This window comes from Buttiauxella sp. WJP83 (assembly GCF_027594725.1).
GTDB lineage: Bacteria > Pseudomonadota > Gammaproteobacteria > Enterobacterales > Enterobacteriaceae > Buttiauxella > Buttiauxella selenatireducens.
Genome location: NZ_CP110080.1, coordinates 502,010 through 522,974, shown reverse-complemented (window position 1 = coordinate 522,974; position 20,965 = coordinate 502,010). Strand labels below are relative to the sequence as shown.

21 protein-coding genes are annotated in these 20,965 nt (G+C 50.8%); 8 read left to right on the top strand and 13 right to left on the bottom strand.

All coding sequences use genetic code 11. From position 1 onward, the window contains the following. Nucleotides 1–41 precede the first annotated feature (41 nt). Together treB and treC are read left to right on the top strand one after the other, a co-directional pair. On the top strand, nucleotides 42–1,460 hold the full coding sequence (treB, locus tag OH773_RS02520; RefSeq protein ID WP_270142700.1) for a PTS trehalose transporter subunit IIBC: 1,419 nt from the start codon (nucleotides 42–44) through the stop codon (nucleotides 1,458–1,460). Between the two features lie 45 nt (nucleotides 1,461–1,505). Then, the gene (treC, locus tag OH773_RS02515) at nucleotides 1,506–3,161 is read left to right on the top strand and encodes an alpha,alpha-phosphotrehalase (RefSeq protein ID WP_270142698.1); all 1,656 of its coding nucleotides are present in this window, start codon (nucleotides 1,506–1,508) and stop codon (nucleotides 3,159–3,161) included. Here treC and OH773_RS02510 read toward each other — a convergent pair. Beyond that, entirely contained in the window at nucleotides 3,146–3,355 is a 210-nt protein-coding gene (locus OH773_RS02510) for a hypothetical protein (protein ID WP_270142695.1), read from the bottom strand. The two genes, treC and OH773_RS02510, sit on opposite strands and share 16 nt — an antisense overlap. A 202-nt stretch (nucleotides 3,356–3,557) precedes the next feature. On the opposite strand from OH773_RS02510, the gene nrdD reads away from it, so the two are divergent. Together nrdD and nrdG are read left to right on the top strand one after the other, a co-directional pair. Further along, complete coding sequence (gene nrdD / locus OH773_RS02505) at nucleotides 3,558–5,693, top strand: anaerobic ribonucleoside-triphosphate reductase (RefSeq protein WP_183270768.1); 2,136 nt, start codon at nucleotides 3,558–3,560, stop codon at nucleotides 5,691–5,693. A gap of 130 nt (nucleotides 5,694–5,823) precedes the next feature. Next, on the top strand, nucleotides 5,824–6,288 hold the full coding sequence (gene nrdG, locus OH773_RS02500; protein ID WP_270142693.1) for an anaerobic ribonucleoside-triphosphate reductase-activating protein: 465 nt from the start codon (nucleotides 5,824–5,826) through the stop codon (nucleotides 6,286–6,288). Between the two features lie 31 nt (nucleotides 6,289–6,319). On the opposite strand, the gene OH773_RS02495 is transcribed toward nrdG, so the two are convergent. Continuing rightward, a complete protein-coding gene (locus tag OH773_RS02495) occupies nucleotides 6,320–6,961 on the bottom strand; it encodes an NAD(P)H-binding protein (protein ID WP_270142691.1) in 642 nt (213 codons plus the stop codon). Between the two features lie 15 nt (nucleotides 6,962–6,976). Then, nucleotides 6,977–7,423 (bottom strand): YhbP family protein, encoded by a 447-nt coding sequence (locus tag OH773_RS02490; protein WP_270142689.1) that lies wholly within the window; start codon nucleotides 7,421–7,423, stop codon nucleotides 6,977–6,979. 53 nt (nucleotides 7,424–7,476) lie between these two features. On the opposite strand from OH773_RS02490, the gene OH773_RS02485 reads away from it, so the two are divergent. Continuing rightward, the gene (locus OH773_RS02485; RefSeq protein WP_183270772.1) at nucleotides 7,477–7,764 is read left to right on the top strand and encodes a GIY-YIG nuclease family protein; all 288 of its coding nucleotides are present in this window, start codon (nucleotides 7,477–7,479) and stop codon (nucleotides 7,762–7,764) included. A 4-nt stretch (nucleotides 7,765–7,768) separates the two neighbouring features. Here OH773_RS02485 and OH773_RS02480 read toward each other — a convergent pair whose 3' ends face one another. Together OH773_RS02480 and ubiT are read right to left on the bottom strand one after the other, a co-directional pair. Then, nucleotides 7,769–8,275 carry a GNAT family N-acetyltransferase gene (locus OH773_RS02480; RefSeq protein ID WP_270142686.1) on the bottom strand — a complete coding sequence of 169 codons (507 nt, stop codon included), beginning with the start codon at nucleotides 8,273–8,275 and terminating at the stop codon, nucleotides 7,769–7,771. Continuing rightward, the gene (ubiT, locus tag OH773_RS02475) at nucleotides 8,269–8,793 is read right to left on the bottom strand and encodes a ubiquinone anaerobic biosynthesis accessory factor UbiT (RefSeq protein WP_270142684.1); all 525 of its coding nucleotides are present in this window, start codon (nucleotides 8,791–8,793) and stop codon (nucleotides 8,269–8,271) included. Before ubiT ends, OH773_RS02480 begins: the two co-directional genes overlap by 7 nt. Before the next feature lie 258 nt (nucleotides 8,794–9,051). On the opposite strand from ubiT, the gene ubiU reads away from it, so the two are divergent. The 3 genes from ubiU to OH773_RS02460 all read left to right on the top strand — a co-directional run bounded on the left by ubiU (nucleotide 9,052) and on the right by OH773_RS02460 (nucleotide 12,173). Beyond that, nucleotides 9,052–10,047, top strand: coding sequence for a ubiquinone anaerobic biosynthesis protein UbiU (ubiU, locus tag OH773_RS02470; RefSeq protein ID WP_270142682.1), 996 nt, complete (start codon nucleotides 9,052–9,054; stop codon nucleotides 10,045–10,047). 8 nt (nucleotides 10,048–10,055) lie between these two features. Continuing rightward, on the top strand, nucleotides 10,056–10,940 hold the full coding sequence (locus OH773_RS02465; protein ID WP_442865640.1) for a U32 family peptidase: 885 nt from the start codon (nucleotides 10,056–10,058) through the stop codon (nucleotides 10,938–10,940). Between the two features lie 222 nt (nucleotides 10,941–11,162). After that, nucleotides 11,163–12,173 carry a luciferase-like monooxygenase gene (locus OH773_RS02460; RefSeq protein ID WP_270142678.1) on the top strand — a complete coding sequence of 337 codons (1,011 nt, stop codon included), beginning with the start codon at nucleotides 11,163–11,165 and terminating at the stop codon, nucleotides 12,171–12,173. 32 nt (nucleotides 12,174–12,205) lie between these two features. Here the strand turns inward: OH773_RS02460 and mtr are convergent, their stop codons facing one another. The 8 genes from mtr to rbfA all read right to left on the bottom strand — a co-directional run bounded on the left by mtr (nucleotide 12,206) and on the right by rbfA (nucleotide 20,900). Next, nucleotides 12,206–13,450, bottom strand: a complete 1,245-nt coding sequence (gene mtr, locus OH773_RS02455) for a tryptophan permease (protein ID WP_270142676.1) — start codon at nucleotides 13,448–13,450, stop codon at nucleotides 12,206–12,208. Between the two features lie 159 nt (nucleotides 13,451–13,609). Then, entirely contained in the window at nucleotides 13,610–15,571 is a 1,962-nt protein-coding gene (locus tag OH773_RS02450) for a DEAD/DEAH family ATP-dependent RNA helicase (protein WP_270145648.1), read from the bottom strand. Then, complete coding sequence (gene yrbN / locus OH773_RS02445; RefSeq protein ID WP_183270882.1) at nucleotides 15,564–15,641, bottom strand: protein YrbN; 78 nt, start codon at nucleotides 15,639–15,641, stop codon at nucleotides 15,564–15,566. Before yrbN ends, OH773_RS02450 begins: the two co-directional genes overlap by 8 nt. A 110-nt stretch (nucleotides 15,642–15,751) precedes the next feature. After that, the gene (gene nlpI, locus OH773_RS02440; protein ID WP_270142672.1) at nucleotides 15,752–16,636 is read right to left on the bottom strand and encodes a lipoprotein NlpI; all 885 of its coding nucleotides are present in this window, start codon (nucleotides 16,634–16,636) and stop codon (nucleotides 15,752–15,754) included. A gap of 117 nt (nucleotides 16,637–16,753) precedes the next feature. Further along, entirely contained in the window at nucleotides 16,754–18,883 is a 2,130-nt protein-coding gene (gene pnp, locus OH773_RS02435) for a polyribonucleotide nucleotidyltransferase (protein WP_270142670.1), read from the bottom strand. Between the two features lie 245 nt (nucleotides 18,884–19,128). Beyond that, on the bottom strand, nucleotides 19,129–19,398 hold the full coding sequence (rpsO, locus tag OH773_RS02430; RefSeq protein ID WP_002434239.1) for a 30S ribosomal protein S15: 270 nt from the start codon (nucleotides 19,396–19,398) through the stop codon (nucleotides 19,129–19,131). 153 nt (nucleotides 19,399–19,551) lie between these two features. Next, nucleotides 19,552–20,496: a tRNA pseudouridine(55) synthase TruB gene (gene truB, locus OH773_RS02425; protein WP_270142668.1), complete on the bottom strand. Its 945-nt coding sequence runs from the start codon at nucleotides 20,494–20,496 to the stop codon at nucleotides 19,552–19,554. Then, nucleotides 20,496–20,900 carry a 30S ribosome-binding factor RbfA gene (gene rbfA / locus OH773_RS02420; RefSeq protein WP_034459684.1) on the bottom strand — a complete coding sequence of 135 codons (405 nt, stop codon included), beginning with the start codon at nucleotides 20,898–20,900 and terminating at the stop codon, nucleotides 20,496–20,498. The genes truB and rbfA overlap by 1 nt, the downstream gene beginning before the upstream one ends. Nucleotides 20,901–20,965: the final 65 nt, after the last annotated feature.

The window sequence follows — 20,965 nt, the reverse complement described above, 5'->3', positions numbered from 1 at the left end:
GATAACCTTGCAGGCAGTTACTAACACCTCGGGACATCATCATGGCCAAAGTGAAACAACAGGATATAGACAAGCTGGTAGACCTTGTCGGCGGGCGTGCCAATATCGCAACCGTCAGTCATTGCATTACGCGACTGCGTTTTGTGCTCAACGACCCCGCCATTGCCAGACCAAAAGAGATCGAAGAGCTGCCGATGGTCAAAGGTTGCTTTACCAATGCCGGGCAGTTCCAGGTGGTGATTGGTCCAGAGGTGGGTGATTACTATCAGGCGTTGATCGCCACCACGGGGCATAGCACGGCAGATAAAGAACAAGCCAAACTCGCGGCACGCCAGAACATGAAATGGCATGAGCAGTTGATCTCCCATTTCGCTGAGATCTTCTTCCCTCTGTTACCGGCCTTGATAAGCGGTGGCTTGATCTTAGGTTTCCGTAACGTTATCGGCGATTTACCGATGAGCAACGGGCAGACGCTTGCGCAAATGTACCCGTCGTTACAATCGATTTATAACTTTTTATGGCTGATTGGCGAGGCGATTTTCTTCTATTTGCCGGTCGGTATTTGCTGGTCTGCTGTGCGAAAAGTGGGTGGGACACCTATCCTTGGGATAGTCCTTGGCGTCACGCTGGTCTCACCGCAGTTGATGAATGCCTATGAATTGGGTAGCAAAATTCCTGAAGTGTGGAACTTTGGCCTGTTTACTATCGAGAAAGTGGGCTACCAGGCGCAGGTGATCCCAGCACTGCTGGCGGGCCTGGCTTTAGGCTTTATTGAGACGCGTCTGAAACGCATCGTGCCAGATTACCTCTATCTTGTAGTAGTGCCTGTGTGTTCATTGATTCTGGCGGTATTCCTGGCACATGCGTTTATCGGCCCGTTTGGTCGCTGGATTGGTGACGGTGTGGCCTTTGCGGTTCGTCACTTGATGACCGGCAGCTTTGCCCCGATTGGTGCCGCGCTGTTTGGCTTCCTGTACGCACCCCTGGTGATTACCGGTGTGCATCAGACAACGCTCGCCATTGATATGCAGATGATTCAGAGCATGGGTGGCACACCGGTGTGGCCATTGATTGCTCTGTCGAACATTGCGCAGGCGTCCGCGGTCGTCGGCATCATTATTTGTAGCCGTAAACATAACGAACGTGAGATTTCCGTTCCGGCGGCGATCTCGGCCTACCTCGGCGTGACCGAACCGGCGATGTACGGCATCAACCTGAAATACCGATTCCCAATGCTGTGCGCAATGATCGGCTCAGGTCTGGCTGGCTTGCTGTGTGGTTTGAGCGGCGTGATGGCGAATGGGATTGGCGTTGGCGGCTTGCCGGGCATTTTGTCCATTCAGCCGCGTTACTGGGAAGTCTATTCCCTCGCAATTTTGATCGCTGTGATCGTGCCAATTGTATTGACCAGCGTGATGTACAAACGCAAACACCGTCAGGGCACGCTGTTAGTGGTTTAGTTTTTATTGGGGCCGTCAGCGGCCCCTTAGATTTAGGAAAGTGCTATGAATACAACTCCCCCGTGGTGGCAACATGGTGTCATCTACCAGATCTACCCGAAGAGTTTCCAGGATACCACCGGCAATGGAACCGGCGACTTAATCGGCGTCATTAAGCGCCTTGATTATCTCAAACTGCTGGGCGTTGATGCGATTTGGCTGACGCCGTTTTATGTCTCGCCGCAGATCGATAATGGCTATGACGTGGCAAACTACTGTGCAATCGATCATACCTACGGCACGTTGGATGACTTTGATTTGCTGGTCGCAGGCGCTCATGAGCGCGGCATTCGCATCATTCTGGATATGGTGTTTAACCATACTTCCACGCAGCATGCCTGGTTCCACGAGTCGCTTAATAAGGACAGCCCGTACCGCGAATTTTATATCTGGCGCGACGGTACGCCGGACATTTTGCCCAACAACTGGCGCTCTAAATTTGGCGGTAATGCGTGGCGCTGGCACGCAGAGAGCGGCCAGTATTATCTGCACCTGTTTGCGCCAGAGCAGGCGGATCTCAACTGGGAGAACCCGCAAGTGCGCGCCGAGCTGAAAAAGGTTTGTGAATTCTGGGCCGATCGTGGCGTGGATGGCCTGCGTCTCGACGTGATTAACCTTATCTCCAAAGACCAGGATTTCCCGAACGATATTGAAAGCGGGGATGGCCGTCGGTTCTATACCGACGGGCCACGAGTTCACGAATATCTACAAGAAATGAGCCGCGATGTGTTTGTTCCACGTGAGCTGATGACCGTAGGCGAAATGTCGTCGACCACGCTCGACAACTGCCAGCAATATGCAGCACTCAACAGCAATGAACTGTCGATGACGTTTAACTTCCATCACCTGAAAGTGGATTATCCTGGTGGGCAAAAATGGACCCTGGCAGCGCCTGATTACGTGGCGCTGAAAGCCATTTTTAGCCACTGGCAACAGGGGATGCACAACGTCGCATGGAATGCGTTGTTCTGGTGTAACCACGATCAGCCACGCATTGTGTCGCGCTTTGGTGACGAAGGTGAACTGCGTGTTCCGGCGGCGAAAATGTTGGCGATGGTGCTGCACGGTATGCAGGGAACGCCGTATATCTATCAGGGCGAAGAGCTGGGGATGACCAATCCGCATTTCAAACGCATCATTGATTACCGCGATGTCGAAAGCCACAACATGTACGCCGAGCTACGCGCGCAGGGCCGGGACAGCGACAATCTGTTGGCGATCCTCGCCAGTAAATCCCGCGATAACAGCCGTACGCCGATGCAGTGGGACGATGGAGAAAATGCAGGATTTACCACCGGGACGCCGTGGATCAACCTGTGCGATAACTATCAAACTATCAATGCCAAAGCCGCAGTGAATGACCCTGACTCGGTGTTTTATGCTTATCAACAGCTGATTAAGCTGCGCAAGGCTAACCCTGTCTTCACCTGGGGTAACTATCAGGACTTACTGCCTGAGCATCCTTATTTGTGGTGTTATCGTCGCGAGTGGCAAGGGCAAACGCTGGTCGTTGCGGCAAACCTAAGTCGTGAGAATCAGTGGTGGACGCCAGAAGCCTTCGAAGGCAACTGGGAAGTGCTGATGAAGAACTACGCTGATGCGGCACCTAACCCTGGCGAGATAAGTTTAAGGCCATTTGAAGCGGTTTATTGGTTGCAATAATCTGTTCCTGGTGAGGTCTGTTCTTTCAGACAGACCTCATCAAAATCTTTCATTGTTGAGTTATGACTCGCAAGCTGGCGAGTATTTCTCCTAAAAAACTCCTCCGCATTTTTGCTCATCCCCATCCTTCCTGCACCGCTCAAATTACTTTGTCCTGAATCAATAAAATCACAAACATCTTTGATGCAAATCACTACATATAGACCTTAAAATGCACGCCGGCCCAATATGTTGTATTTACCATCTACTATAATGATACAGCCCACAGCATAACTCTGGGGATTAACTGTGGATAAAGTGGGCCGAAATCCGGAAGTCTTTGGCAATACTCACCTATATCTGCTTCCGGGCTGTTACATCCTTTTGTGGATAACCTATTTTAAAAACGGAGAGATCATGACACCGCATGTGATGAAAAGAGACGGGTGCAAAGTGCCTTTCACATCAGAGCGCATTAAAGAAGCTATTCTTCGTGCAGCTAAAGCAGCGGGAGTCGATGACGCAGACTATTGCGCCACCGTCGCAGATATTGTGCGTGCTCAGATGGAAGGCCGCAGTCAGGTTGATATTCGCGAAATCCAGACTGCCGTTGAAAACCAACTGATGGCGGGCGACTACAAGCAGCTGGCACGCGCATACATCGAATATCGTCACGACCGTGATATTGAACGTGAGAAACGTGGCCGTTTAAACCAGGAAATCCGTGGCCTGGTAGAACAAACCAACTCCGCCTTGCTCAACGAAAATGCGAACAAAGACAGCAAGGTTATCCCGACTCAACGTGACCTGTTAGCCGGGATTGTGGCAAAACACTATGCTTCACAGCATTTGTTGCCGCGTGATGTGGTGCTGGCGCACGAACGTGGCGATATCCACTACCACGATCTCGATTACTCTCCGTTCTTCCCGATGTTCAACTGCATGCTTATCGATCTCAAAGGCATGCTGACGCACGGCTTTAAGATGGGTAATGCTGAAATTGAGCCGCCGAAATCCATCTCTACCGCTACGGCGGTAACGGCACAAATCATTGCCCAGGTTGCCAGCCACATTTACGGTGGCACCACCATCAACCGTATTGATGAAGTGCTCGCACCGTTTGTCACCGCAAGCTTCGAAAAGCATCGTCAGACGGCTGAAGAATGGCAGATCCCGGATGCCGAAGGTTATGCGCTTTCCCGTACTGAGAAAGAGTGTTACGACGCCTTCCAGTCACTGGAATATGAAGTCAATACGCTGCATACCGCTAACGGCCAAACGCCATTTGTCACCTTCGGTTTTGGTCTGGGAACCAGCTGGGAATCGCGCCTGATTCAGACCTCGATTCTGCGTAATCGTATTGCAGGTCTGGGCAAAAACCGCAAAACGGCCGTATTCCCGAAACTGGTCTTCGCGATTAAAGATGGCCTGAACCACAAAGCTGGCGATGCGAACTACGACATCAAGCAGCTGGCTCTGGAATGTGCCAGCAAGCGCATGTACCCAGATATCCTGAACTATGACCAGGTTGTGAAAGTGACCGGCTCGTTCAAAACTCCGATGGGCTGCCGTAGTTTCCTCGGCGTGTATGAAGAAAACGGCGAGCAAATTCACGATGGCCGTAACAACATCGGCGTTATCAGCCTTAACTTGCCGCGTATCGCGCTGGAAGCCAAAGGCGACGAAGCGACTTTCTGGACGCTTCTTGATGACCGCCTGGAGCTAGCCTATAAAGCCCTGATGACGCGTATTGCCCGTCTGGAAGGTGTGAAAGCTCGCGTTGCGCCAATCCTGTATATGGAAGGGGCTTGCGGCGTGCGCCTGAAAGCGGACGACGACGTTTCTGAGATCTTCAAAAATGGCCGTGCGTCTATTTCGCTGGGTTACATCGGCATCCACGAAACCGTGAATGCGTTGTTTGGTAATCAGCACGTTTACGACAGCGAAGAACTGCGCGCGAAAGCGGTGGCGATTGTTGAGCGCCTGCGTCAGGCAACTGACAGCTGGAAAGAAGAAACCGGCTACGGCTTCAGCCTGTACAGCACACCAAGTGAAAACCTGTGCGACCGCTTCTGCCGCCTTGATACCGCTGAGTTTGGTGTGGTGCCAGGCGTGACCGATAAAGGTTACTATACCAACAGCTTCCACTTAGACGTTGAGAAGAAAGTTAACCCTTACGACAAAATCGACTTTGAAGCCGCGTACCCACCTGTGGCGAACGGCGGCTTCATCTGTTACGGCGAATACCCTAACATTCAGCACAACCTGAAAGCGTTGGAAGATGTCTGGGATTATAGCTACCAGCACGTTCCGTATTACGGCACCAACACGCCAATTGATGAGTGCTACGAGTGCGGCTTTACCGGTGAATTTGAATGCACCAGCAAAGGCTTCACGTGCCCGAAATGCGGCAATCATGATGCGGCTCGCGTCTCCGTTACCCGCAGGGTTTGTGGCTACCTCGGCAGCCCGGATGCCCGTCCGTTTAACGCCGGTAAGCAAGAAGAAGTGAAGCGTCGTGTGAAGCATTTGGGTAACGGACAAATCGGCTAATCCTTCATGCGATTTTCCCCCTCACCCTAACCCTCTCCCTCAAGGGAGAGGGGACAAATCTGCTTTCCTCCCTCTCCCCGTGGGAGAGGGCTGGGGTGAGGGCACCAGCGTACTCATTAGAGAACCAGAAATGAATTACCATCAATACTACCCCGTCGACATCGTCAACGGACCAGGAACCCGCTGCACATTGTTTGTTTCAGGCTGCGTGCATGAATGCCCTGGGTGCTACAACAAAAGCACCTGGCGGCTGAATTCCGGTATGGCTTTCACGCCGGAAATGGAAGACAGGATCATTGTCGATCTTAACGACACCCGCATTCGCCGCCAGGGTTTATCGCTTTCGGGTGGCGATCCGCTTCATCCACAAAATGTTGCGGATGTGCTGAAACTCGTGAAGCGAGTACGTGAAGAATGCCCCGGTAAAGATATCTGGATGTGGACCGGTTATAAGCTTGATGAGTTAACTGCGGCTCAGCGCGAAGTGGTGGATTTGATTAACGTGCTTATCGACGGCAAATTCGTGCAGGATTTGAAAGACCCGGCGCTTATCTGGCGTGGCAGCAGTAACCAGGTTGTTCATCATTTGCGATAAAGCCCGAAAGGGCTTTTTTTATCACCTGGATTTATGCCCTTGCGGCAATTTCCCGTAACTCACGCGAATCCAGGATATTCAGGCCATCACGCGAGGAAGTAAATGCTTCATAAAGCATCGCCTTCGCCACATCCCTTGCCTCAATTGATTTCCACTTACCCGGCATCAGTTTAAACAACGGCGCAAACAGCGATTCATTAAAGCGCTGTGATTCACGATGCCCAAGTAGCATAGACGGGCGGGCAATGGTCAGGCGCGGCCACTCTTGTGCAATCAGCGCTTCTTCCATTTCCCCTTTTACCCGGTTGTAGAAGAACGGCGATTTGCTGTTTGCTCCGATAGCGCTGACCACCAGCATATGTTTTGCACCCAGACGCAAGCCGGTTATCGCGGTATCCACCACCAGCGTGTAATCCGCTAATACAAAAGCATCTTTGCTGCCAGCTTCTTTCATGGTGGTGCCGAGGCAGCAGAAAACCGTATCAATCGGCTCAGTTAATTGGGTGAGCACATCACTCAACTGGGGATCGTAGAGATTGGTGACTTTGTTCATCGCAGGCAAGGGACGACGTGTTGCCGCAACGATGTGGCTGACTTGCGGCTCGTCAATCAGCATGCGTAACAGATGGCCACCAATGAGGCCCGTTGCCCCTGTGAGTAAAACCTGGCTCATAAGATCTCCTGTCGCTTATTCAACAAGCTTAGTGTCATCTCGCAGCCAGTGGAGTTTTTTCCCAAATCCGAGCGTGTTGTCGGTCATTTTTATCTCATCGAGGCGAATTTCCCAGACAGGAGCTTTCATCACTCTCGCCACCGGGAACCGTTTGCAGTAGCGAATACGCAGCGTTGCGGCTTCTGTTTCATCATCAATCAGCGTGATTTTGCCACGAAACTGCACGCCCCGAATTAACGCGACCGTTTTCGGTTGTCCGTTGACGGTTCCGGCAACATTGGCCTGTTTGCCAATCAACTCGCCGTGCCGGGTGTGAGTTTCGCTCAACAGATAAAACGCAGTACGTTGTTCATCGAATAAATAAAACGCGTTGGCGCACCATAAATCGCCATTGCTGCCTGCGCAGTAAGTCAGTACATGCTGTTTGTTCAGCCAGCGACCGATGGCATCGAGAGTTTCCATGTGCAACCTGAAGAGTGATATTCTGCGGAAAACGTCAATTATGCGCCTGACTTATGTCTCCCTGGTATCTCTATTTAGTCCGCACCCTCGATAACCGTTTGTATACCGGCATCACTACCGATGTCGTGCGTCGTTTTGGTCAACACCAGTCTGGAAAAGGGGCGAAAGCGCTACGCGGAAAAGGTGAACTGAAATTGGCGTTTAGCCATCTGGTAGGCGATCGCTCATCGGCTTTGCGCCTGGAATACCGTATAAAACAGCTGACTAAAGCGCAAAAAGAGATGCTAGTAGCAGGGAAATTGTCTTTTGAAGATCTGTTGGCAGACCTTCAAAAGACATAGGGGATCAGAATTCGCGATTGAAATGATCGTGATATTCAACTAAACCCGAAACGCCATTAAGCGCATCATCAGCCAGCGGATGAATCAGGAAGTAAGCTTCGGTATCGGGCCAGGCGCAACGCAAACCATACTGCGCGGCGGGAACAAAGCCGAAACGCTCGTACATCGCCGCTTCGCCTAACGTCACGACCGCTGCGTAGCCAAATTCGTTGAGTGAATCCAACCCTTCGTATACCAGTTTTTTTGCCAAACCCTGGCCGCGATAAGCTTCGTCTACAGCGAGTGGCGCCAGGCCAACCCACTGAAGTTCTTCACCTTCTACCGCAACGGGGCTAAAGGCAACATAACCGACCACCTGACCTTCGTCGTCGGTGGCGACAACGCCAAGCGTTAGTAGCCCGTCTTCTCGTAAAGCCTTAACCAAATCAGCTTCACCATTACCGTTAAAGGAACGGCGAAGTAAGGCATCGATGCCAGGAGCATCAATGGGTATTTCTACACGAATTAACATGGCTCACCTACCGAGTTACTTTCTGGAGCAGATTGATGTTTCATACCTGCTTCGACAAAATCAGCCAGTTGCAGCAGCAGCATGCGTAATGGTTTAGGCATTGCATCCAGCTCAATGGCATCCATTAGATTTTTAACGTACAGCCCAAGTTCTGTGTCACCTTCAATAACCAGACGACGCTGGAAAAACAAGGTATCGGGATCTTGCTTACGTGCGGCGATCATCAGCAGATCGTTGGCGGTAGCACTGAAACTGACATCTGCTGGGGCATCTTCACGCACGACAAGTTTATTATCTTGTACCGAAGTAAACCACTTCAGACCGAGGTCACGCACTTCAATACTCAACCAGCGTCCCTCAAGAAATTCGAGTTCACCCTCTTCCATCGCCTGACGAAACTGCCAGCCAAGCACCTGTTCAAGCACCTGGCGCTTTAGAGCAAAGGGCGTCAATTTAACCGGTGTTCTTAACAGTGACGGACCACGATGGACCAGGCGTGAGCGCAATTTATCCAGCACGAGCTTTACTCCTTGAGAAATTTAACCGCTATTTTGCCACACCAACCATTCTCTGTAGCGGTGCAAATCAACAATTGCGCGGGTTATAGATACCACTTATCAACCTTATCAATAAGTCATCAATACGCCATTAGCTGCCTTAAATCAAAATTTGTCGTGGTCGGGTTAACTAAAATCCCAGTTCGTTAACAATTTTGCTGCCCCTTGCATGGGTGGCATGGGTAACCCCTGAGGTTTCCCGATGATTCAGGATAAATTATGGAGTTGCTTTGCCCAGCCGGAAACTTACCGGCGTTGAAAGCGGCCATCGATAATGGTGCCGACGCGGTTTACATTGGTCTGAAAGATGATACCAACGCCCGCCATTTTGCTGGACTGAATTTCACGGAGAAGAAGCTGCAAGAAGCGGTGAGTTACGTGCATCAACATCGCCGTAAACTGCATATCGCTATCAATACGTTCGCGCATCCTGACGGCTACGTGCGCTGGCAACGAGCAGTGGATATGGCAGCGCAACTCGGAGCCGACGCCCTCATTTTGGCTGACCTCGCTATGCTTGAGTACGCCGCTGAACGTTATCCACATATTGAACGCCATGTCTCGGTGCAAGCTTCCGCCACCAATGAAGAAGCGATTCGTTTTTATCATCGCCATTTCGATGTGGCTCGTGTCGTTCTGCCGCGCGTGTTATCGATTCATCAGGTTAAACAGTTAGCCCGAGTGACTCCGGTACCGCTAGAGGTTTTCGCCTTCGGTAGCCTGTGTATCATGGCTGAAGGCCGTTGTTATCTCTCTTCTTATCTGACCGGTGAATCACCGAACACCGTTGGGGCATGCTCGCCAGCTCGCTTTGTTCGTTGGCAGCAAACCCCGCAAGGCCTGGAGTCACGTCTTAATGATGTGCTGATTGACCGCTATCAGGACGGTGAAAATGCCGGTTATCCGACGCTTTGCAAAGGGCGCTATCTTGTCGATGGCCAGAAATATCACGCGCTCGAAGAGCCAACCAGCCTGAATACGCTTGAACTGCTGCCTGAGTTATTGGCCGCCAATATTGCCTCGGTGAAAATCGAAGGCCGCCAGCGTAGCCCGGCGTATGTCAGCCAGGTCGCTAAAGTGTGGCGTCAGGCAATCGACCTTTGCATGACCAATCCGGAAAATTACCGTGCACAACCGGCATGGATGGAAGCATTAGGGGCGATGGCCGAAGGCACGCAAACCACTCTCGGTGCCTATCACCGTAAATGGCAGTAGGAAATCCCATGAAATATTCGTTAGGGCCAGTGCTGTATTATTGGCCAAAAGAGACTTTGGAAAAATTTTACCAGGCTGCGGTAAAAAGTAGCGCTGAAACTATTTATCTTGGCGAGTCTGTTTGCAGCAAACGTCGTGCGACCAAAACCGGTGACTGGCTGGATATGGCAAAAAGCCTCGCGGGCGAAGGCAAACAAGTCGTTCTTTCCACTTTAGCTCTGGTTCAGGCTCCATCTGAATTGAACGAACTAAAACGCTACGTCGAGAATGGTGAATTCCTGATTGAGGCCAATGATCTTGGCGCGGTGAATATGGCCGCAGAGCGCAAGCTGCCGTTTGTCGCAGGGCATGCGCTTAACTGCTACAACGCAGTGACTCTGCGCTTGCTGCTCAAGCAAGGTATGGTTCGCTGGTGTATGCCGGTTGAGCTGTCGCGAGACTGGCTGGCAAACATGCTCATTCAGTGCGACGAGTTGGGTATCCGCAACAAGTTTGAAGTGGAAGTTCTCAGCTACGGTCATTTACCACTGGCCTATTCCGCTCGCTGCTTTACCGCACGTTCAGAAGACAAACCGAAAGATGAATGCGAAACCTGCTGCATTAAGTATCCTGTCGGGCGCAACATGCTTTCCCAGGAAAATCAGCAAGTGTTTGTGCTTAACGGCATTCAGACCATGAGCGGTTACGTTTACAACCTTGGGAACGAACTAACCTCGATGAAAGGCCTGGTCGATATGGTTCGTTTATCCCCGATGGGTATGGAGACATTGCGCGTTCTGGAAGCATTTCGTAAAAATGAAAATGGCAGCGCGCCTTTATCCCTGGCCGCGCAGAGCGATTGTAATGGTTACTGGCGTCGCGTCGCTGGTTTAGAGTTAGTCACTCAGAGCTGAGAAAAGGCTCACTTTGTTACTTAATTGTTGATGATTTTCGGCAATACTGAAAAGCAATGTCATCCAAAAATAGTAATTTTCCCCAAATAATTCGAGTTGCATCGCGGCGGCAAGAATACGCATCCCGATGAGCTTACATAAGTAAGTGATTCGGGTAAGTAGGCGCAGCCAACAAAGAGGCAGCTTGAAGTATGATGGGTAAATCTAACAAAGTGAGCCGTTATGTCTGACATCACCCAAGTTCCGTTCTCTTTACTCGATTTAGCCCCTATCCCACAAGGCTCTCAGCCTCGGGACGCGTTTCATCGCTCGCTAGATTTAGCTCGTCTTGCTGAAAAGCGTGGCTATCATCGCTACTGGCTGGCTGAACATCACAACATGACCGGGATTGCCAGCGCAGCTACGTCAGTTTTGATTGGCTATCTGGCGGCAAATACCGAAACTTTACGCCTGGGTTCTGGCGGCGTGATGCTGCCAAACCATTCACCTTTAGTCATTGCCGAACAGTTTGGCACTCTGGAAACGCTTTATCCCGGACGTATCGATTTGGGGTTAGGCCGCGCACCGGGTAGCGATCAGCGCACTATGATGGCGCTACGCCGCCATATGAGCGGGGATATTGATAATTTCCCCCGCGATGTGAATGAACTAGTTTCATGGTTTGACGCAACAGACCCGAACCCGGCGGTGCGCCCAGTCCCTGGATACAACACAAAGATCCCCGTCTGGCTATTGGGCTCAAGTCTTTACAGCGCACAGCTGGCGGCACAGCTTGGTCTGCCGTTCGCCTTTGCCTCACACTTTGCGCCCGATATGTTATTCCAGGCTTTGCAACTTTACCGTGCCCAATTTAAACCGTCGGCGCGTCTTGAAAAACCGTATGCGATGGTCTGCATTAATATCATTGCGGCCGACAGCAACCGCGACGCCGAGTTTTTGTTTACCTCAATGCAGCAAGCCTTCGCTAAATTACGCCGTGGGGAAACGGGCCAGTTACCTCCACCGATTGAAAACATGGACAGTTTCTGGAGCCCGGCGGAACAGTATGGGGTGCAGCAGGCGCTAAGCATGTCGCTGGTGGGAGATAAAGCGAAAGTGCGTTATGGGCTAACTTCATTACTACGGGAAACTCAGGCTGATGAAATTATGGTTAACGGCCAGATCTTTGATACCGAAGCCCGACTGCATTCGTTTGATTTAGCCATGGATGTTTATGAGAGTTTAATGGGTTGATGATTTCGCCCCTCGAATGAGGGGCGAAAAATTTAATGGTAGACCGGTAATAGATCGAAGCTCGAAAGGATATGAATCACGGCATTCGTCACACCGAAGATCAATATCAGTGCAATCATTTTATTCCCACCCCATACACGATAAATTGGGCTGCCAAACTTCTTACGTGAGGCTTTTGCCAGCAGTGCAGGAACGATTGCCGCCCAGATAGTGGCAGCCAAACCCGCGAATCCTATCGCATAAATAAAACCGTCAGGCCAGATAACGCCCCCCAACATTGGCGGAATAAATGTCACTAATGCCGTTTTCAGGCGCCCAAGTGGTGAGTCGTCGAACTTAAATAAGTCTGCCAGATAATCGAATAAACCTAGTGTCACGCCAAGGAATGAACTGGCAACGGCAAAGTTTGAGAAAACAATCAGCAGTAAATCCAACGCGCGGCTGTTTAACACGCCACTCAACGCGCCGACCAGCACATCGATATTTCCGCCCTTATCTGCAATGGCAATAAAGTCGCTGCGCGGAATATTCCCCATACTGCCGATCAACCAGATGACGTATAGCCCCAGCGCCATCAGCGTTCCCCAGATGAGGCAGCGTTTGATGGTCTGGGGATCTTTGCCGTAATACTTCATCAAACTCGGCACGTTGCCATGATAACCAAACGAGGCGAGGCAAAATGGTAGCGTCATAAATAGGTACGGCAGGTAGCTTGGATTTATCGCTTTGCTATCCAACAACGTTGCGGGTTCGACATGCCACATCAACCCTCCGAACGTCATAAAAAAAGTCAGGATTTTTGCACCGAGCACTATCGTCGTCATACGACTCACTGCTCGCGTGCTGAGCCAAACGATAAAGGCCACCACGAGAGCAAAAATCAGACCGGCAAATCGCGCGGGAAAATCGACAGACATTTTGCCCAGGGTGTGATGAATCACTGAACCGCTTGCCGAGATGTAGGCGTAAGTCAGGATATACAGGACAAAGGCGATGGAAAGACCGTTAATCAGATTCCAGCCTTTACCCAGCAAATCTTTGGTCACAGTGTCGAAGCTTGAGCCCACGCGGTAATTAAGGTTGGCTTCCAGAATCATCAAACCGGAGTGCAACATGCAAAACCAGGTGACAAGCAATGCGGCTAAAGACCAGAAAAACCACGCACCGGACATGACCACTGGCAGGGAAAACATCCCGGCACCAATTATTGTGCCGCCAATAATCATAACTCCGCCGAAAATAGAGGGCGATGCGTGAGTGGTCGATAAGGTTGCCATACGAATTCCCGAAACAATGAACGGCTGTCGAAGCGACAGGTTTACTGTGCAACATTGTACCAGTACATGAGTACAATTTGGATAAAAAAAATCCCGGTTGCATTAACCAGGATTTTTATCACTGCCTGCAGATATTCAGCAGGCATAAACTTCTGTCAATTATGCTTCAGTCGTACGACGACGAGCAGGCGCTGCGCCATCTTCACGACGTGGGCCACGACCGCCTTCACGACGTTCGCCGCTGAAGCTACGTGGTGCGCCAGCACCTGGACCATCACGACGTGGACCGCGACCGCCTTCACGACGCTCACCACCACCGAAACCACGACCAGCACCACCGCCACGACGTTCGCCGCCACGGTCAGTACGTGGCTGTGCATCACCCATCAACTGCATATTCATCGGCTTGTTCAGAATACGAGTACGGGTAAAGTGCTGCAGAACTTCACCTGGCATGCCTTTTGGCAGCTCGATGGTGGAGTGAGTACCAAACAGCTTGATGTTACCGATGTAACGGCTGCTGATGTCACCTTCGTTAGCGATAGCGCCAACAATGTGACGAACTTCAACACCATCATCACGGCCAACTTCAATACGGTACAGTTCCATATCGCCAACATCACGACGCTCACGACGTGGTGCATCGCCATCACGCTGTGGGCGATCGCCACGCTCTGGACGGTCACCGCGTGGTGCACGGTCGCCACGTGGAGCACGGTCTGAACGCTCGAAACGATCATCACGCTCTTTGAACTCACGACGCGGACGCATTGGTGCATCTGGTGGCAGGATCAGAGGACGTTCGCCCTGTGCCATTTTCAGCAATGCTGCAGCCAGTGTTTCCATATCCAGTTCTTCATCAGCAACCGGTTGGATTTTCGCCAACAGACCACGGTAAAGATCCAGATCGCTGCTTTCCAGTTGCTGCTGAACTTTAGCGGCGAACTTAGCCAGACGACGCTCGCTCAGCAGTTCACGGTTTGGCAGTTCAACTTCAGGAATCGTCAGCTTCATGGTGCGTTCGATGTTGCGCAGCAGACGACGCTCACGGTTCTCAACGAACAGCAGCGCACGGCCAGCACGACCCGCACGACCGGTACGACCGATACGGTGAACATAAGATTCTGAATCCATTGGGATGTCGTAGTTCACAACCAGGCTGATACGCTCAACGTCAAGGCCACGGGCCGCAACGTCGGTTGCAATCAGGATGTCCAGACGACCATCTTTCAGACGCTCCAGAGTCTGCTCACGCAGTGCCTGGTTCATGTCACCGTTCAATGCAGCGCTGTTATAGCCGCTTTGTTCCAGTGCTTCAGCCACTTCCAGAGTTGCGTTTTTGGTACGTACGAAAATGATCGCCGCATCAAAATCTTCAGCTTCCAGGAAACGAACCAGCGCTTCGTTCTTACGCATGCCGTGCACAGTCCAGTAGCTCTGGCTGATGTCCGGACGAGTCGTAACGCTAGATTGAATGCGAACTTCCTGTGGATCTTTCATGAAACGACGAGTAATACGACGAATCGCTTCTGGCATAGTTGCAGAGAACAGAGCGGTCTGATGACCTTCTGGGATCTGAGCCATGATGGTTTCAACGTCTTCGATGAAGCCCATACGCAGCATTTCATCTGCTTCGTCCAGTACCAGACCTTTCAGGTTGGACAGGTTCAGCGTACCGCGTTTTAAGTGGTCAAGCAGGCGGCCTGGGGTACCAACAACAATTTGTGGTCCCTGACGCAGGGCGCGCAGTTGCACGTCATAACGCTGGCCACCATAAAGGGCCACAACGTTTACGCCGTGCATATGTTTAGAGAAATCCGTCATGGCTTCAGCAACCTGAACCGCCAGTTCGCGGGTCGGTGCCAGCACCAGGATTTGTGGTGCTTTCAGCTCTGGATCAAGGTTGTGCAGCAGCGGTAATGAGAACGCTGCAGTTTTGCCGCTACCCGTCTGGGCCATACCCAGTACATCGCGGCCAGCCAGAAGCTGTGGAATACATTCTGCCTGGATTGGAGATGGTTTTTCATAACCCAGATCGTTCAGGGCTTTAAGGATGGAGGTGTTCAGCCCCAGATCGGTAAAAGTAGTTTCGATGGTAGTAGTTTCGATGATATCAGTCATGTAGTACATGTGCCTCGTTGATGGCGGCCAGTCTACGTAACTCATCGTGAAATTGACCTGCAATTTTCATTGAAAAGTGTGAACCGGCTCAAATTTGGTTGATTAACGAACAAAAACGCCCTCACCCGTTAAGGTGATGACTTTAATAAAAAAGTTTATGGGCTGATCGATGTTCGTCAGCTATTGCTGGTCCGATTCTGCCAGGTCATCTTGCTCCTGGCCCAAGAGCGCTAATTCCAACAATGCATAACGATGCTCAACGTAGTTGTGTACGTTGTTAGCGACCGCTAACTTGAACAGTGCCGTGGCGCTGTCCTTTTCCCCCAGACTTAGGTAGTACTTACCTAAATAGAAGTTGGTTTCACTGAGATGCTCAGCGAGCGAGGTGTTATCCGTTGCGTCCGCCTTGAGGCGTTCCATTAACGTTGCTTCGTTAATGTTCCCCAGGTAGAACTCGACAATGTTCCATCCCCATTGCTCTTTATCCGATTTATCGAGGCGCTGTTGTAACGCCACTTTAGCCTGCTTTGCATCTAAATTGCTTTCAGCAAGATAGAGCCACAGACTACGGAAAGGATCGTTGGGATCGTCTTGATAAAACGCCAGCAGATCATCTTGCGCTAAACGATAACGACCACCGTAGTAGAGGGCGATACCGCGATTTAAATGCGCGTAGTTGTAAGTTGGATCAAGCTCAAGTACAGAATCAAACGCTTCATAGGCAGCATCAAAATTGCCTGCCTGCGTTAAATATATGCCTAAGTAATTGAATACTTCAGGCATATCGGGGCGGATTGCCAACGCTTGTGAAAAATCATTTCGCGCCAGAGCCCGCAAGCCGAGGCTATCATACAACACTCCGCGCTCATATAAAAGCTGTGCGCGTTCATCATCGGTTAAAGCCCGGCTGGCAAGTATCTGTTCCATGCGTGCAAGAATGACTTCTTGCTGCAAAGTCGGCTGCAATGGTACCGCCAGGACTTCGCTTTTACGCCAGGCAGAGTTGCCGCATCCTGCAAGCGTGAGAGCTGTCGCAACGAAACACCAGCGCAAAAAAGGCTTCATTTCCCACTCCCGAAGACAACTAATGAATGACGTCCTGTCCACCGGCTCTAAAACGAGACTCCCTGCCCCGTAATAAATAACTCTCCATGTCGCCATGGAGAGTTTAATCGGTAACGCTTACTCAGCTTCTGGTGCAGCTGGTGCTGCGCTTTCGGCTGGTGACTGCTCTGTTGCTTCTTTGATGCTCAGACGTACACGGCCCTGGCGATCAACTTCCAGTACTTTAACCGGAACTTCTTGACCCATTTGCAGGTAGTCAGTCACTTTCTCTACGCGCTTGTCAGCGATTTGAGAAATGTGTACCAGACCTTCTTTGCCGCCGCCAATCGCAACGAATGCACCGAAATCAACGATACGAGTGACTTTACCGTTGTAGATACGGCCAACTTCGATTTCAGCAGTGATCTCTTCGATACGACGAATTGCGAATTTCGCTTTGTCGCCATCGGTCGCAGCGATTTTCACTGTGCCGTCATCTTCGATTTCGATAGTCGTACCGGTTTCTTCGGTCAGCGCACGAATCACAGAACCACCCTTACCGATCACGTCTTTGATCTTGTCTGGGTTGATTTTGATAGTGTGAATACGTGGAGCGAACTCAGAGATGTCGCCACGCGGAGCATTGATAGCTTGTTCCATCACGCCAAGGATATGCAGACGCGCACCTTTAGCCTGGTTCAGAGCCACCTGCATGATTTCGCGGGTGATACCTTCAATTTTGATATCCATCTGCAGTGCAGAGATACCTTCACGGCTACCAGCAACTTTAAAGTCCATGTCGCCCAAGTGGTCTTCATCACCCAGAATGTCAGACAGAACAACAAAGTTTTCGCCTTCTTTAACCAGGCCCATCGCAATACCGGCTACAGCGGCTTTGATTGGCACGCCTGCATCCATCAGTGCCAGAGAAGCACCACATACGGAAGCCATGGAAGAAGAACCGTTAGATTCAGTAATTTCAGACACGACACGCACGGTGTATGGGAAGCGGTCTGCATCCGGCATAACAGCCAGAACGCCACGCTTAGCCAGACGGCCGTGACCAATCTCACGACGCTTCGGTGAACCGACCATGCCGGTTTCGCCTACAGAGTACGGAGGGAAGTTGTAGTGGAACAGGAAGTTGTCGGTACGTTCGCCCATCAACTCATCCAGATTCTGCGCATCACGAGCGGTACCCAGAGTAGCTGTAACCAGCGCCTGAGTTTCACCACGGGTGAACAGTGCAGAACCGTGAGTACGTGGCAGAACACCAGTACGCACATCCAGACCACGGATCATGTCTTTTTCGCGACCATCGATACGCAGTTCACCCGCCAGGATACGGCTACGAACAACGTTTTTCTCAATAGCGTGCAGAATGTCGCTCACTTCGCCAGCATCAATGGTTTCGTCTTCAGCTGACAAAGCAGCGATAACGTCAGACTTGATGATGTCGACCTGTGCATAACGCTCTTGCTTGTCAGTGATACGGTAAGCATCACTCAAGCGAGATTCAGCAAGTGCTGCAACACGCGCATTCAGCGCTTCGTTAGCAGCTTCTGGCTGCCAATCCCAACGTGGTTTGCCAGCTTCAGCAACCAGGGAATTGATGTTCTGGATAACAACCTGCTGTTGTTCGTGGCCGAATACTACAGCGCCCAGCATCTGGTCTTCGCTCAGCAGTTCAGCTTCGGATTCAACCATCAGCACAGCACCTTCGGTACCGGCAACAACCAGGTCCAGTTTGCTGGTTTTCAATTCGTCAGCAGTCGGGTTCAGAACATACTGGTCATTGATATAACCAACACGTGCTGCACCAATTGGGCCATTGAATGGAATACCAGACAGGCTCAGAGCTGCAGAAGCACCGATCATTGCAACGATGTCTGGGTGAACTTGTGGGTTCACAGAAACGACAGTTGCGATAACCTGTACTTCGTTAACGAAACCTTCCGGGAACAGCGGACGCACTGGACGGTCAATCAGACGCGCGATCAGTGTTTCGCCTTCACTTGGACGGCCTTCACGACGGAAGAAGCTGCCTGGGATACGACCAGCAGCGTAAGTACGCTCCTGATAGTTAACAGTCAGCGGGAAGAAGTCTTGACCTGCTTTCGCTTTTTTCTGACCAACAACGGTCACGAATACAGCAGTGTCATCCATGCTTACCATTACTGCTGCGGTAGCCTGGCGAGCCATCATACCGGTCTCAATAGTGACCGTATGTTGACCGTACTGGAATTTACGGACAATCGGATTTAGCAAAATAATATCCTTAATAATCTTTGGTAGCAGGTGATTGCACTCGCTACGTTTAACCCGATCTAAATCGCATCCTCGCGACTAATGACAACCCTGACCCGCCCCTGCGGATAAAGCCTCTCATTAGCCGCGCGAACCTCTGCAATAAAGATCACACCCTGCAACAATACATTAGTTTCCATAGAATTGCTGCCATATGGTTGAAAAAAGGGGCCTTAAAAGGCCCCTTTTTCTGAAACTCGCAAGACTTAGCGACGCAGACCCAGACGCTCGATCAGGCTGGTGTAACGTGCTACATCTTTACGCTTCAGGTAGTCGAGCAGTTTACGACGCTGAGAAACCATACGCAGCAGACCACGACGGCTGTGGTGATCTTTTTTGTGCTCTGCAAAGTGACCTTGCAGGTGGTTAATCTGTGCAGTCAGCAGTGCAACCTGAACTTCGGTAGAACCGCTGTCGTTAGTACCACGACCAAACTCAGAAACGATTTTAGCTTTAGCTTCAACGCTTAGAGACATTTTCAACTCCAAAATTATAGATAAAAAGAGAGAGTGCCGATCTCTAATTCAGCAACTCCAGTGCACATACCCACCGCTGTAAAACAAAGGTGAGAATGTTAAGCCGCGCCATTTTACCTGTAGCAACCTGTTATCGCAAGGCAACTACAAATGTCAGATGGGATACTCTACGACCAGACGACGAGGCGCTACACGCCCATCATCATCAATTTCAGCCATACCGATAAATTTGCCTTCATCACCTTCGGTGACTCGGACAAGCCCTTCTGCTGGGCTACCAGATACTTGCACCGGTTGCCCATTCTTGAAGTAACCCGCAACAGCAGGTTGCAAATTCACGATTGGGAAATCCGAAGCAGGACTGTCCATTGGCATCAGTAGGGGATCTAACAGCACAGATGGCTCAATACCTTGCTCTTGTGCTTGCTCTAGCAACGCAATCAGTTGCTCAAGCGTCACCATGCGTTCGACAGGATACTTACTCACCGCCAGACGGCGCAGGAAAGTCACGTGGGCCCCACATCCGAGCTTCTCACCTAAATCATCGGTGATAGTGCGAATATATGTCCCTTTAGAGCAGTGAATTTCCAGTTCCAGTTCATTCCCTTCATGGCGAATAAACAACAATTCGTAGACAGTGATAGATCGTGCTTCACGCGGCACTTCGATACCCTGGCGCGCATACTCATAAAGCGGTTTGCCTTGATATTTCAGTGCGGAGTACATCGATGGGACTTGCTGAGTTTCGCCACGAAAACTTTCTAACGCAGTTGCCAGTTCTTGCTCGGTAAAGGTGACCGGACGTTCCTGAACCACTGTGCCATCAGCATCAGAGGTGTCAGTACGTTGCCCCAGGCGGGCAATAACACGGTAACGCTTATCGGAGTCCAACAAGTAGCGTGAAAATTTCGTCGCTTCACCGAGGCAAATCGGCAACATTCCCGTTGCAAGCGGGTCAAGCGCTCCGGTATGGCCGGCACGGTTAGCGTTATAAATACGCTTAACTTTCTGCAACGCATCGTTAGAAGATAACCCCTGAGGTTTATCCAACAACAATACTCCGTGGATATCACGACCACGACGACGAGGACGACTCATTAATCCTCCTTGCTGTCATCCGTATCGTTTACACGGCGCTCATCATCGTTTCTGATGACGTTTGAAACCAGATTCGACATGCGCATGCCTTCAACTAACGAGTTATCGTAGAAGAAAGTCAATTCAGGCACGATGCGCAAACGCATTGCTTTGCCCAGCAAAGAACGAATGTAGCCAGAAGCATCTTGCAGAACTTTGATGCCTTCTTTAACAGCCTGTTCGTCTTTATCGTTCAGGAAGGTTACAAATACTTTGGCATAAGCCAGATCGCGTGACACTTCGACACCAGAAACGGTGGTCATCATGCCCAGACGCGGGTCTTTAATTTCGCGTTGCAGGATGATTGCGATTTCTTTCTGCAATTCCTGAGAAACACGCTGTGGGCGACCAAATTCTTTCGCCATAATAAATTCTCCATAAAATCAGGGGGCGCTCGGCCCCCTAAAGATATTAGCTATGTACTCGGATG

Coding starts and splice junctions, on each gene's coding strand:
- treB (WP_270142700.1), top strand. CDS start 42: ATGGCCAAAGTGAAACAACAGGATATAGACAAGCTGGTAGACCTTGTC.
- treC (WP_270142698.1), top strand. CDS start 1,506: ATGAATACAACTCCCCCGTGGTGGCAACATGGTGTCATCTACCAGATC.
- nrdD (WP_183270768.1), top strand. CDS start 3,558: ATGACACCGCATGTGATGAAAAGAGACGGGTGCAAAGTGCCTTTCACA.
- nrdG (WP_270142693.1), top strand. CDS start 5,824: ATGAATTACCATCAATACTACCCCGTCGACATCGTCAACGGACCAGGA.
- OH773_RS02495 (WP_270142691.1), bottom strand. CDS start 6,961: ATGAGCCAGGTTTTACTCACAGGGGCAACGGGCCTCATTGGTGGCCAT.
- OH773_RS02490 (WP_270142689.1), bottom strand. CDS start 7,423: ATGGAAACTCTCGATGCCATCGGTCGCTGGCTGAACAAACAGCATGTA.
- OH773_RS02485 (WP_183270772.1), top strand. CDS start 7,477: ATGTCTCCCTGGTATCTCTATTTAGTCCGCACCCTCGATAACCGTTTG.
- OH773_RS02480 (WP_270142686.1), bottom strand. CDS start 8,275: ATGTTAATTCGTGTAGAAATACCCATTGATGCTCCTGGCATCGATGCC.
- ubiU (WP_270142682.1), top strand. CDS start 9,052: ATGGAGTTGCTTTGCCCAGCCGGAAACTTACCGGCGTTGAAAGCGGCC.
- OH773_RS02465 (WP_442865640.1), top strand. CDS start 10,056: ATGAAATATTCGTTAGGGCCAGTGCTGTATTATTGGCCAAAAGAGACT.
- OH773_RS02460 (WP_270142678.1), top strand. CDS start 11,163: ATGTCTGACATCACCCAAGTTCCGTTCTCTTTACTCGATTTAGCCCCT.
- mtr (WP_270142676.1), bottom strand. CDS start 13,450: ATGGCAACCTTATCGACCACTCACGCATCGCCCTCTATTTTCGGCGGA.
- OH773_RS02450 (WP_270145648.1), bottom strand. CDS start 15,571: ATGACTGATATCATCGAAACTACTACCATCGAAACTACTTTTACCGAT.
- yrbN (WP_183270882.1), bottom strand. CDS start 15,641: ATGAAAATTGCAGGTCAATTTCACGATGAGTTACGTAGACTGGCCGCC.
- nlpI (WP_270142672.1), bottom strand. CDS start 16,636: ATGAAGCCTTTTTTGCGCTGGTGTTTCGTTGCGACAGCTCTCACGCTT.
- rpsO (WP_002434239.1), bottom strand. CDS start 19,398: ATGTCTCTAAGCGTTGAAGCTAAAGCTAAAATCGTTTCTGAGTTTGGT.
- truB (WP_270142668.1), bottom strand. CDS start 20,496: ATGAGTCGTCCTCGTCGTCGTGGTCGTGATATCCACGGAGTATTGTTG.
- rbfA (WP_034459684.1), bottom strand. CDS start 20,900: ATGGCGAAAGAATTTGGTCGCCCACAGCGTGTTTCTCAGGAATTGCAG.